The following is a 12,173-nucleotide window of genomic DNA, read 5'->3' as shown; positions in this document are numbered from 1 at the left end:
AGGCGCTACGGCGAACCAGGGCCCTCGCGCGGGGGCGTACATTCTGCCGTGCCGGGCACGGGCTGGTAACGCTGGTAGGCGGTCTGCGCATCCATGCCGAGCAGATCGCCGTTGCCGAGCTGGCGCAGCACAAGGGTTTCGCCGTTCTGCTGCAGGTGGATGGCGCCGTTCTGCAGGCGGGCCCGGGTGCCATCGCCGAAGTCGAGCCTGTCGATCACGCCTCCATCGGCCTGGTAGCGGCCGCAGGGCACCTGCTGGGCCGGGACGAGGCGCAGGTCGGTGCCGGGACCGCGCAGCGGTGCGATGCGTTCGCAGGCGCTGGCGCGGCCGGCATCGCAGACCACCTGCAGCGCCTGCACCGCCAATGCGGGCTCCAGCGCGATCAGCTGCTGTGCGGCTACTTCGACGCAGAAGCGGCCACCACGTTGCTGCAGGCACAACTGCTGCAGGCGATCACGTGCAGCGGCCGGAAGCGGTGAATCCGGCATGTTTTCGTCTTCCTGTTGCAGGCGTTCACCGACCTTCTGCATGGCGGCGGCCAGCGCATCGCCGGTCAGCGTCTCGCAGGCCGGCGGGTCATGGCCGGGCGTGTGTTCGCGGCAGATGGGCGGGCGTTCGAAGCGCGCGGGGCTGGTGTCATCGCTGCCGGTTACAGTTGTTCCATCGCGAAGCTGGCGCAGCAGCGCCGAGCAGCCCGCGCCAACGCCTTCGCTGCACGCACGCTGGGCCTGGCCGGGTGAGGCCGTGGGCAGCCGTGCAACGCAGTGGCTGCCGGCGACGCGGCAGCTGCCGTCCATCGCGCTGGGCTCGCTGGCGCAGGTGCGGGACTGGCGCAGGGTGTAGAGCACCACCCCGTCGTACTCGATGCGCTGCCCATCGGCGCTGATCCGGATCGGCTGCGCCACGCCATCGTCGAGCATGACCAACCGCGTCTGTGCCGCACCGCGATCAACCCACAGCGGCTGCGGCTCGCTGCCATCATCGTGGTGGTAGCCGCTGCCGGGAGTGGTGAACACCAGCGCCATGCCGCCATCGGCGCTGCGGTATTCGCCACATTGCAGCGCGTCGGCGCTGGCAGGCAGCGCAGTCAACAGCAGCAATGCGGGGAGAAGGGTCGGCAAGCGCAAGCGACGGTCCTTGTCGTGCGGGAAAGGGGGGGCTCAGTGGAAGCGCGAGCGGAGGTCCGGCCGCAACAGGCGCCAGGCCAGCCAGCCCTGCAGGCCGAGGAGCACAAATGACATGGCCACCACGGTTAGCGTGATCAACCAGCGTTTCAGATGGAGTTCCTGCTGCAGGACGGCGTCGTCGGAGAGAAACGGGATGACATCACGCATGAACACGTCCAACCAGCCGGCGACCGCAAAGTTGGCCAATGCGCTCAGCAGCAGGATCACCACAAAGCTCCACAGGCCCCAGCTGCGCTCGCGCAGCAGGCCCCAGCTGGCCAGCGTCGAGGCCAGGCACAGCAGCGCGACGATCATCGACGCGGCCACCGGATGCGCCAACAGCCAGGTCAGGCTGTGCAGGTGCTGGTCTTGTACTTCCCTCTCAACCAGATGCCAGATCGGAAGGTTGTGCAGCGGCCACAGCAGCAGCCCCTGCATCACGAAGTACACCGTGAGCAGCAGCGACAGCCAGAACGAAGCGTGTGCGATCGGGCGCACCCAGGCGTGATAGGTCGGCTGGACCAGCGAGGGAATCGGCGGGATCGACATTGACATCCGGTGTCCTTGCAATCGGTGCCCGCGCGATCAGCGGGCCGTCACCCGGGTGGCGACGGCCGGCAGGATATGGTGTTCGCTCAACGGTGCCAAGGGCTGGCCATGCGGCGGCTGCAGCGGCACCCAGGCCAGTTCGGCGATCTCGGCACATGCCTGTGGCGTGCCGTCCACCCGCACCCACCAGGCCTGTGCCTGCACGCGATGGCCGGGCTCGTTCACCGCCCAATCCTCGAAGGTGCCCAGCGCGATGGCGGTATCGGCGCACAACTGCACACCGAGTTCTTCGTCCAGTTCGCGGGCCAGCGCCTGCAGCGGCGCTTCGCCGGGTTCGGGCTTGCCGCCCGGTTGGATGAAGCGGCTGGCGCCGTGCTTGCGCACCACCAGCGCCCGGCCGCGGTCATCCAGGATGACCGCGGCCACGATGTGGATCGTGGCCGCGGCGTTGCTCACTTCAGGTTCTGCTCGAACAGCTTGAGGATGCGCTTGTACTGGTCCAGCCAGGAATCGGCGCGCACATAGCCGTGGCGCTCCAGCGGGTACGGTGCGATCGACCAGTTGTCCTTGTGCAGTTCGATCAGGCGCTGGGTGAGGTTCACCGAGTCCTGGAAGAACACGTTGTCATCCATCATGCCGTGGGCGATCAGCAGGTTGTCCTGCAGGTTCTGCGCGTATTCGATCGGCGAGGACACGCGGTACGCCTCCGGATCGATGTCCGGGGTATTGAGGATGTTGCTGGTATAGCCGTGGTTGTACTGGTGCCAGTCCACCACCGGGCGCAGCGCGGCGCCGGCCTTGAACGTGCCCGGCGAGCGGAACAGGGCCATGAAGGTCATGAAGCCGCCGTAGGAACCACCGTAGATGCCGGCATGGTCGCGGTCACCCTGCTGGGTGTCGACCAGCCAGTCCAGGCCGTCCTTGTAGTCTTCCAGTTCCGGGTGGCCCATGTTGCGGTAGATCGCCGTACGCCAGTCGCGGCCGTAGCCCTCGCTGCCGCGGTAATCCATGTCCAGCACGATGTAGCCCTTCTGCACCAGCAGGTTGTGGAACATCTGCTCGCGGAAGTAGGCCGGGTAGCGCTGGTGCACGTTCTGCAGGTAGCCGGCGCCGTGCACGAACATCACGATCGGGTACTTCTTCCCCGGTTCCTTGTTTTCGGGCTCGTAGTACTTGGCCCAGACCACGCCGGCGCCATGCTTGGACGGCACCGCCACCAGCTTCGGCTGGATCCACTGGCGCGCCTTGAACTCGGCAGTGCGGGTGTCGGTCAGCACGCGGGCCTGGCCTGCGCCGGTGCTCGGTACCACGGCCAGCTGCGCCGGCAGGTAGGCGCCGGAGTAGCGCACCAGCAGCTGCTGGCCGTCCGGCGACAGCGAGAAGTCTTCCACGCCGTTGAGGCTGGTCAGCTCGCGCACTTGGCGGCTGCCGGTGTCGACCGCGCAGACTTCGTAGTCATGCGGCGCCTGCTGGTTGCACAGGAAGTAGAAACCCTTGCCATCGGCCGAGGGCACCGGCGCCGAGGTTTCCCACTTGCCGCTGGTCAGCGCCTGCGGCTTGGCCGTACCGGACTGGGTATACAGGTGCGAGAAGCCCGATTCCTCCGACAGCAGCCACAGCGTGCGGCCATCGGCCATCCAGCCGAAATCATTGAAGCCCCAGTTGATCCAGGCGTTGTCGGTCAGGCGATGGCGGTTCTGCACGCGGCCGTCGGCGGCGTTGATGCTGACGATCCAGCGGTCCTTGTTGTCGTTGGCACGCAGCATCACCGCGGCCTGCTGGCCATCGGGGCTCCAGCGGATGCCACCGCCCATGAAGTCGCTCATCACCTGCAGGCTGCGCTCGCCCTTCAGCGCGTCCTTGCCGGCCTTGCGGCGCAGCTCGGCCAGCGGATCGGTGCTGATGCCCGGCAGGCCGGCCAGCGAAACCTTCTCGGCCTTGCCGGTGCGCACGTCCACGTACCACAGCGTGTGCGGCTCGAAGCCGTTACGGCCGACGCGGGTGCGGGTGTCCTCGGTTTCCTCGTAGCCCGACTCGGTCACGTACAGCGGCATCTTGCCGCCACGGCCGTCATCGAAGTCCTTCGGCTTGGTCACCACGACCAGGTGGGTCAGGTCAGGCGACAGCACGCTGTCGGCGATCTCCACGTCGGCGCCCAGGTACACCGGGCCCGGCGCGCGGGTCGGGTCAGCCTGGCGCCAGCGCTGGTCCTGGTCCTTCAGTGCTTCGCGCTGGTCACGGTCGCGGCGAAGGGTTTCCAGCGTGCGCAGCTGCTGGTCGCGCAGCACGTCGGCCTTCGGCGGTGTACGCGGATCCTTTTCGGCCTTCAGGCTGGCCACCTGCTGCACGCCGCTGGCGGCGGCCCAGTGGAACCAGTTCTGGCCGACGCACCAGATCACGCCATTGTCGGCGGCAAAGTTCACGTTGCCCGCGCGCTCGTTGCTGCGGGTCAGCTGCGTCAGCGCGCCGCTGCGCAGGTCGCGCACGAACACGTCGCCATTGCGCACGAAGGCGCTGCGGCTGCGGCTGCGGTCGTAGACCGGCTCGGCCACGTCCAGGGTGCCGCGCTGGTCATCGGCCACCTGCGCGGCCACGCCACCGGCCACCGGCTGGCGGAAGGTATCGCGCACCGGGCTGCCGTTGCGCTTGAGCTGGTACTCCACCTGCTGGCTGTTCCACGACCACCAAGCCTTCTCGACTGGCGGGCCGATCCAGTCCGGGTCGGCCATGGCCTGTTCGATGGTGATCGGCGTCGGCGCGGCATGCGCGGCCGGTGCGGCCAGCACGGCCGACAGCAGGAGGGACAGGGGCAGCACTCGGGACATGGGCGGACGGCACCAGTAGAGGAAAACCGGCCAAGCGTAGCAGCCGCAAGGGCCAGAGGCAGGGGCCACAGGTCATGGCAGCGGAATCGGCAAAATGGCCCTCTCCAAGTCGCTGCGACGGCGTGTGCGGCATGATGGCCATTCCGTTCGGATGGAACCGATATGTACTGCTACGACTACAGGATCTCGCTGCGCGTGCAGCACCCAACAGAGGCCGGCGCCGGGATTGCCGCCCGGCTGGATCTGGAACCGGCGTTCTCCCGAGACGTCGGAACCGGATACCGGGATCGCGACGGCAGCCTGATCAGCGGGCATGCGGAGACCCGCGTGGTGTTCGTACTGGAGAGGGGCAAGGACGGCTGGGTGATGGATGCCTGGCCGGCGTTGGTCGATCTCCTGCGGGCACGCGCCGATGTGATCGGGGAACTGCTGCAGGAGGGGGCTTCGATCGGCGTGCGTGTCGGCATCTTTGGAAAGACCGCATGGGCGGGTTCTTGTGCTGGATCAGCAGTTGCTGGGACTGATGGCGGACCTGCAGCTGGGTTTTCAGGTGGAGACCTATTTCCCGGACCCGGCGGACACGCCCGGCGCCAGCGACGAGGTGGCAGGCAGCTAGTGCAACCGGTTGCCGTGGTCGCGCATCCATTCTCGTGAACCCGCATCATCCATCGAACAGGAGCCCGACCATGCAGGAACTGATCCCGATCACCCTCTTCATCTGCATCGCCTACGCGATCCATGCCATTGCCGATGCGCGCGCGCGCAGCAAGCTGGTGGCCCCGCACGTGCCGGAGGAAGTGATCCGCTCGCTGGCCGTGCTGGAAGAAGAGCGCCGCCGCCAGGGCGCGCTGCGCTGGGGCATCAGCCTGGTCAGCCTGGCCGTGGCAATGGGCCTGCTGGAGGCGATCGGTGCACGCGAACTGACCTTCGGCGCCGCCGCCGCGATGGTCGGCAGTGCCGGCCTCGGTCAGCTGCTGGCCTGGCACTTCACCCGCCCCGCCGCGCGCAAGGGCTGAGGCAGGCATGCCACGGGCACAGGGGGCGCCCTGCGCATGAGCCTGCTGGGTGGAGCATTGGCTGCATTGCGGGGGCGTCGCCGCGACGTCCCCGCCGAGCCCATACCCGACGCAGATGACGACCGCGCTCTGGTCCGCGCCATCATCGATGGTTCGCAGCCGGCGTTCGCGCAGCTGGTGCAGGCGCATCAGCGCACCTGCGCGCACGTGATCGGTCGCATGGTTGGCGACCGCGACCAGGTGGCCGATCTGCTGCAGGAAACCTTCCTGGCGGTGTTCCGCCAGTTGCACCGGTTCCGATTTGAATCTTCGTTGCGTACCTGGGTTTCGCGGGTGGCCTACACCACCGCGCTGCAGCACCTGCGACGGCGACGCCTGGAAGCGCAATGGATGGTTGCGGTGGAGGTGCCGGAAGAACTTGGCATCGGTGATGAAGGCCCGGGCCCGGCCGAACTGAGCGAGATGCTGCAGGCCGGGCGCCAGCTGGGCGCGGCACTGGAACGGCTGAGTGCGCCACAGCGGCTGATCGTCGGGTTGCACTACCTGGAGGATTTCGATCTGGCCGAGATCGAGCAGGTGACCGGGCTGGCGCGCGGTACCATCAAGAGCCACCTGCACCGCGCGCGCCAGGTCCTGAAGCAGGAACTGACGCGGCACGCCTCCGCTGGAGAACTGCTGTGAACCTACCAACCGACCCCCGCGATGCGGAAGAGCGCGCGCTGGCCCAGGCGTTGCGTGAGCAGGCGCAGCAGGAAGACGCGCCGGATGTGAGCGAGGCGCTGCAGAAGCGCATTACTTCTGAATCGCGCGACAGTGGTGTGTGGTACGTGGTGGTGCAGGTGGTGCTGGTTGGGGCGTTGGTGGCGGCAGGCGTCTGGTACTTCCGGGGCTGAATCGCAACCTCGTTGGGCCGGCCCGCTGGCCCCGCCGTAGCGACGTCCCGGACGAAGCATGAACACATTGTGTTTTGTGAATACAAATGTGAAGATCGCCGCCTTGGTTGTGTCGCCATGGATGGCGGAAGCATTTCGCGTTCCCCGATGGCGAGCAATGCGCCTGACAGGAATCAGCAAGTGCAACTCGAAAACTCGTACCACCTTGGTCGGCCCAGCCTTCTGGCGTTGGCGATCGTCGGCTTCGGAGCCTCCTCTTTCTCCCCACACGCGCAGGCAGCACGCCACTGTGTGACGACCGTGACGGGGATGACGTTCAACCAGGAAAGCCAACCGGTCTCAGCGTCCCAGGTCGAATGCTGGGACGATGGCATCGTGGATATGGGCTGGGGTGGCTGGGGTGGTGGCGGTGGCAACAGCAACAACGGTGATTGGGATCGTGGGCCCGGCGCTGGTTCGGGCGGGTCGATCACCACGCCAAGCGTCGAAGAGCAGCGCACCGCCGACAAGCTGGAAAAGGCACGTTGTGCTGGCGAAGTGAGCGGCAACCCCGTTGTGCTTTCGACAGGCAACAAGGTCGAACCTGAAGTCGATTTCAGCAGCGAAGGTGCAATGCCGCTTCGACTGTCGCGTACCTACAACTCCTTCTGGAGTGGCCGTGGTCTTTTTGGCCGATTCTGGCTGAGCAACTTCGACTACTCGATTACTGTCGCCGCCGACGGGAAGACGATCTGGGCACAGAGGCCCGATGGCCGTCGGATCCGCTTCCAGCGTGATGCCGCCAGCGGCAACTTCGTTGAACAGAAGGCATTGCCGATCGCCTACATCGTGCGGAATCAGGACGGTTCGCTGACCCTGTTCAACGACGTCAATGGGCATGAGACATACTCGGCAGCAGGGCGAATCACCACCCGCGTGAACGAACAAGGAATAGGTTGGACTTTCACCTATCGCGGGGACTATCTCGACCGGGTGACCCATACGTCGGGACGCTTCGTGGCCTTCGAATGGGCCAACGGCATGGCGGCAAAGGTCACGGATCCGGCGGGGAATGTCTATCGCTACTATTACGACCACAACATCTTCGGAAGTGGGGCAGGGTCCGGTCGTCTGACCAATGCTCTGTTGCCGGGCAGCACGATCACGTACTTCTACGAAGATAATCGCTTGCCCGGGGCACTGACCGGTAAGGCATTCAACGACACGCGCTACTCGACCTTCACCTACGACGCTGAAGGGCGAGCAACCTCGACCCAGCACAGTGGTGGCGTTGAACGCTTTCAGTTCGCCTACGATGTGAAGAGCAGCAAGCCGGTCATTCCGCCACCTGCGCCGCTACCGCCCGGCGGCTATGTATTCAACGAAGAGCGGCGGATGTGCGAGTACGGACCCAATGGTGTGCAGAACTGCCACGGGCCACGCCTGGTGGATGAGCCCATGCAGCAGTTTGCGATGGCTGCTTCGGCCCCGGTCGCGCAAGCGTCTGACCCGGCAAAGGCGATTCCGGTACGCATAGATGTTACCGAGACAACGCCCTTGGGCCGTAAGACCACCTATGCGTACCAAGACGATCGCTTGGTCTCAGTGTCCGGTGCCGCCGGAAGCTGCCCTGCAAGTTTCAAAGAGAAGGCCTACGACGAAAACGGCTACGAGCGACGCACCACCGACTTCGCGGGCGTCGTGACCGAGTACAGCTACGACGGCCAGGGCCACATCCTTCGGCGCGTGGAAGCCGCAGGTACGCCCGTGGCGCGGACCTGGACCTACGAATGGGACATGGCGAACAATCGCCTGCTGTCGCAGACGCTGGCAGGCCAGGCCACGACACGGTACAGCTACGACGCCAGGGGGCGCATCCTCAGCATCACGAACAAGGACCTGACTGCGGCTGGTGCGGGTCGTGAGCAGCAGGTTACCTATGGTTATCGCCTGCACGGCAATGGCCTCGTCGCCGAAATGACGATCGATGGCCCACTGCCGGGTACAGGAGACCGCTCCACCCTTCAGTACTCGGTGGCGGGGGACTTGATCGCCTATACCAATGGATCGGGACACAGCATCCGCTTCGAGAATCACAATGGCCTTGGAAAGCCGGGTCGGATAACGACTGCCAACGGCGCCATCAATGACTATGTGTACGATGCACGTGGCCGCACGATCAAGGAAACAAGCACGGTCGACGGGAAGCCGTTCACCACGACCTACAGCTATACACCCGCCGGCCTCGTGGATACGGTTGTCCACCCCGACGGCAGCCAGGTCCACAACTACTATGATTCCGCGCTGCGTCTTTTGGAGACGTGGTCTCCCAACAAGCGTGGTGGGTACTCGCGAAGGGCATTCGGCTACAACAATGCATCGCAGGTGACCTTCGAGCAGGTAATGGAAACTGCATACCCTGTCACCACCCAGGTGACGGGTGCGATTGACCGCGTGACCCACGACACCAACTGGAACTGGTACGTTGAAGGCTGGGCGTGTTCCATGGGCATGGACGGATCCATCGACGTCCACGTTTACGCCAATGATGCTGCAGGCGGGTCTTCCTTCCTTGGTGGCAACACTGCCAACCTCGTGAGCGAGCCGCAGGTTGCTACGTCCTGCAAGGCGGGTGGAAGCAACTACCGGTATCACATTGGCCTGCCCGCTGATCTGCGCCTGCAGCATGGTGGGAAGACGATAACGGTCTACGGTAACGCCGTTGATGGCGGGCAGAATCGATCGTTGGGTGGAAGCGGAGCTTCGGTCGTGCCAGCGCCTATGGTCGTCGGGAACATCGATGAAGTCAGTCACGATTCTAACTGGAACTACTACGTTCGCGGATGGGCATGCGCGACCGGAGTCGCTCGCTCCATCGACGTTCACCTCTATGCAGGCGGGGCCGCAGGAGCAGGAACGTTCGCAGTCTCGGGTTCGGCGAATCAGGCAAGCGAGCCTGGAGTGGCAGCGGCATGCCAGATTGGCGGAGGGGCTTATCGATTCACTCTCCCGCTTGACGCAGGGATGCGTCGTGCCCATGGCGGCAAAGGTATTTTCATCCATGGCATTTCGCCGGCAGGAGGGCCGAACTCGCTCGTTGGACCGCAGGGCGGATTTACGGTTCCCGCAATGCTGCGTGGCGCTGATCTGATCAATCCCGAGCGCGGCACTTCACTCAGTGATGAGCAGACGTGGAGCGTTACATTCACGGTACGAAACACGGGTAACACCGTCTGGAATCCGGGAAGTACTGCGATGGTGCTCAACACCGGGGAGCAGATCGCATTGGGTCACAGGGTGCTCCCCGGCGAGCTAGCGCAGTTCAACTGGAGCTATGAGGCCACTGCAGAAGCGCTGACCAGAACACACGTCCGCTACTTTCAGATGATGGACGCGGGTATCCGCTTCGGACCGAACCACGAGTATCGCATCACCGTTGGCGGGAAGGGCAGCGGCCCCAACTGCAGCGGCGTCAACTGCTACGAGGAAGAATGATGAGTTCTGGATTGTTGATACTGGCGTCGGTGGTGATTCTCAGCAAGTCGATTGAGTACGATGAACTGGGCCGCATGACCGTTGAGCGTGGAAACAACGGTCAGCTGACCCGCCATGAGTACGATGCAGAGGGCCGCCGCACCGCGACGGTAGATTCTCTGGGACGCAGGCTGGTCATGACTTACGACGCGTTGGGGCGGATGTCAAAGGTGACGCATCCCGATGGCGGGGTGACCTCATATACCTATGACACGGCGGATCGCGTGGTCCAGATCAGAGACCCTCGTGGCAAGGTTACCCTCTATGAATTTGACGGGCTGGGCAACCTGCTTGCGCAGGACAGCCCCGATTCGGGAACGACTACGCTGGCGTACAGTCCGGCGGGCCTGTTGTTGGCGAGCACGCGCGGCGATGGCATAAACACCTCGTACCAGTACGACGGCCAGGGACGCCTGCTGCAGGCCAGTGCCGCTGGGCAGCTGCAGACCTACCGCTATGACAACTGTATGAACGGCAAAGGCAGGTTGTGCTCTGTCACAGAGGGTGGAGCGATCACCTCATTCAGTTACACACAGGACGGACAAGTTGCCGAGCGCGGTGACGACGTGCGCCTGGGAACCGTCAGCCAGCTGCTGACGATGCGCTACAGCTACGACGAGATGCGCAGACCGAGAACCATCACCTATCCCGATGGTATGCAGGTTCAATACGAGTACTCGGATGGGTCGCCCTACGCGATGACCGTCATCCAGAACGGTCAGGCGGTGCGCCTCGTTGACAAGGCAGAGTACCAGGCGGGCGGTGCCCGTCGATCCATGCAGTTCGCCAACGGGCTGCAGGAGCGTCAGGAATTCGACGTCGACGGGCGCTTGAAATCGAGGGTTATCGCAGGCGCGAATTCAACGGTGCTTTCGAAAACCTACGCTTACAGCAGTGGCAACGAAATTACCCGAATCGATGATGCAGTTGAACCCGGTGCTTCCCAGCAGATCGGCTATGACAGTCTTGGCCGTATTTCCGAGCAGCAGCGAGGTGGGAAAGGCCACACGATGCGCTACGATGAAAACAGCAACTGGACGATTTTCGGCGAAGGTAACCACACCCGCACCTTCAGCATCGATGCAGGCAGCAATCGTCTGCTTGGGTACTCGTCCAACAAGCCTGGCGATGAATCACGCAGCTACAGCTACGATGCGATGGGGAACCGGACCGCAGAGCATGCGGCTGGCGACGAGCGCACCTACGGCTATTCAGCGTTCAACCGGATGACATCCTCACAGGTCAACGGATATGGCACTCAGTATCTTCTCAATCCGCTTGGCCAGCGCTTGGCGAAGATCAACCCGGCCGGTACCAGCTATTACACGTACGCCGGGCAGAACAGGTTGATGTCGGAACGAGGCAGTGGCATATGGAGCAATTACCTTTGGTTCGATGGTGAGCTGGTTGGACTGTCGCGGCAAGGGACGATTTCCCAGATCCACGGCGATCACCTCGGCCGTCCTGAGGCCGCCAGCAACGCAGATCGGGCAGTGGTCTGGCAAGCCTACAACTATGCATATGGACGTTCTGTGCGAACGGACTCCATCGGTGGTTTGAACATCGGTTTCCCCGGTCAGTACTTCGATCAGGAAACGGGGCTTTGGTACAACGGATTCCGGGACTACGACGCGGCCATAGGCCGGTATGTGCAAAGCGATCCGGTCGGGCTGGCCGCGGGCAGTAATACCTACAGCTACACCGGGGCCAATCCAATCAGCCGTGTGGACCCTCTCGGTCTGGACACCTTGGTAATCCTCGGGGGTGAGACATCAGGCAACGCCGCTGGACACGTGGCCATCGCGTTCACGGGAAAGGGTGTTTACAGCGATGGAACCCTGACGGACTACGGTAGCTCACTTACAGACTATCTAAACAAGCAGTCCGAGTACCGAACCAGTACGTTGATTACGATCAAGACCAGTCCGGAGCAGGAGGCGCGAATGATCGCGCAGCTTGAGACCAAGAGGGGAATTCGCCTGCCCAATCCCAAGTCTGAACCGGTAAAAGCCTGGGGAGACACCTGCGCGACGCGCACCCAGGACGCTCTGACGGCCGGCGGAATTCGCTCGATGCTCATGCCGTTCCGCAGCCCATTCCCAGTATCGGTGGGCGGTATTGCAGCGATGAACGCGGCAAGCATTTCCATGCTTTGGCAGGGCTCAACTGCGCCCTCTGCCTTTGAGTCGTTCAACCCGGATCATTGAGGCG

General features: G+C 63.9%; 10 protein-coding genes. 6 read left to right on the top strand and 4 right to left on the bottom strand.

Annotation, left to right across the window (positions count from 1 at the left end; all coding sequences use genetic code 11):
• Positions 1 to 5: 5 nt before the first annotated feature.
• From AC5P9N_RS11165 to AC5P9N_RS11150, 4 genes are read right to left on the bottom strand one after another with little or no spacing between them, the layout of a single operon-like run.
• Complete coding sequence (locus tag AC5P9N_RS11165; RefSeq protein WP_005411622.1) at positions 6 to 1,127, bottom strand: hypothetical protein; 1,122 nt, start codon at positions 1,125 to 1,127, stop codon at positions 6 to 8.
• Between the two features lie 33 nt (positions 1,128 to 1,160).
• A complete protein-coding gene (locus tag AC5P9N_RS11160) occupies positions 1,161 to 1,721 on the bottom strand; it encodes a hypothetical protein (RefSeq protein ID WP_099485152.1) in 561 nt (186 codons plus the stop codon).
• A gap of 30 nt (positions 1,722 to 1,751) precedes the next feature.
• On the bottom strand, positions 1,752 to 2,171 hold the full coding sequence (locus AC5P9N_RS11155) for an NUDIX hydrolase (RefSeq protein ID WP_012481609.1): 420 nt from the start codon (positions 2,169 to 2,171) through the stop codon (positions 1,752 to 1,754).
• Positions 2,168 to 4,540, bottom strand: coding sequence for a S9 family peptidase (locus AC5P9N_RS11150; RefSeq protein WP_049459625.1), 2,373 nt, complete (start codon positions 4,538 to 4,540; stop codon positions 2,168 to 2,170). Before AC5P9N_RS11150 ends, AC5P9N_RS11155 begins: the two co-directional genes overlap by 4 nt.
• Before the next feature lie 162 nt (positions 4,541 to 4,702).
• Here AC5P9N_RS11150 and AC5P9N_RS11145 point away from each other — a divergent pair, with 162 nt between their 5' ends.
• The 6 genes from AC5P9N_RS11145 (at position 4,703) to AC5P9N_RS11120 (ending at position 12,169) form a co-directional block, all read left to right on the top strand.
• Positions 4,703 to 5,194 (top strand): hypothetical protein, encoded by a 492-nt coding sequence (locus tag AC5P9N_RS11145; protein ID WP_229298698.1) that lies wholly within the window; start codon positions 4,703 to 4,705, stop codon positions 5,192 to 5,194.
• Between the two features lie 32 nt (positions 5,195 to 5,226).
• Complete coding sequence (locus AC5P9N_RS11140) at positions 5,227 to 5,556, top strand: hypothetical protein (RefSeq protein ID WP_010482336.1); 330 nt, start codon at positions 5,227 to 5,229, stop codon at positions 5,554 to 5,556.
• Between the two features lie 36 nt (positions 5,557 to 5,592).
• Positions 5,593 to 6,237 carry an RNA polymerase sigma factor gene (locus AC5P9N_RS11135; RefSeq protein ID WP_099485150.1) on the top strand — a complete coding sequence of 215 codons (645 nt, stop codon included), beginning with the start codon at positions 5,593 to 5,595 and terminating at the stop codon, positions 6,235 to 6,237.
• A complete protein-coding gene (locus AC5P9N_RS11130; protein WP_099485149.1) occupies positions 6,234 to 6,449 on the top strand; it encodes a hypothetical protein in 216 nt (71 codons plus the stop codon). The genes AC5P9N_RS11135 and AC5P9N_RS11130 overlap by 4 nt, the downstream gene beginning before the upstream one ends.
• Positions 6,450 to 6,629: 180 nt before the next feature.
• Positions 6,630 to 9,923 carry a DUF6531 domain-containing protein gene (locus AC5P9N_RS11125; RefSeq protein ID WP_158230129.1) on the top strand — a complete coding sequence of 1,098 codons (3,294 nt, stop codon included), beginning with the start codon at positions 6,630 to 6,632 and terminating at the stop codon, positions 9,921 to 9,923.
• Positions 9,923 to 12,169, top strand: a complete 2,247-nt coding sequence (locus AC5P9N_RS11120) for an RHS repeat-associated core domain-containing protein (protein WP_164212604.1) — start codon at positions 9,923 to 9,925, stop codon at positions 12,167 to 12,169. The genes AC5P9N_RS11125 and AC5P9N_RS11120 overlap by 1 nt, the downstream gene beginning before the upstream one ends.
• Positions 12,170 to 12,173 lie beyond the last annotated feature (4 nt).

Source organism: Stenotrophomonas sp. YJH_SMC_6 (assembly GCF_059371335.1).
This window is presented reverse-complemented; position numbering and strand designations above follow the sequence as displayed.

Coding starts and splice junctions, on each gene's coding strand:
- AC5P9N_RS11160 (WP_099485152.1), bottom strand. CDS start 1,721: ATGTCAATGTCGATCCCGCCGATTCCCTCGCTGGTCCAGCCGACCTAT.
- AC5P9N_RS11140 (WP_010482336.1), top strand. CDS start 5,227: ATGCAGGAACTGATCCCGATCACCCTCTTCATCTGCATCGCCTACGCG.
- AC5P9N_RS11120 (WP_164212604.1), top strand. CDS start 9,923: ATGAGTTCTGGATTGTTGATACTGGCGTCGGTGGTGATTCTCAGCAAG.
- AC5P9N_RS11135 (WP_099485150.1), top strand. CDS start 5,593: ATGAGCCTGCTGGGTGGAGCATTGGCTGCATTGCGGGGGCGTCGCCGC.
- AC5P9N_RS11145 (WP_229298698.1), top strand. CDS start 4,703: ATGTACTGCTACGACTACAGGATCTCGCTGCGCGTGCAGCACCCAACA.
- AC5P9N_RS11150 (WP_049459625.1), bottom strand. CDS start 4,540: ATGTCCCGAGTGCTGCCCCTGTCCCTCCTGCTGTCGGCCGTGCTGGCC.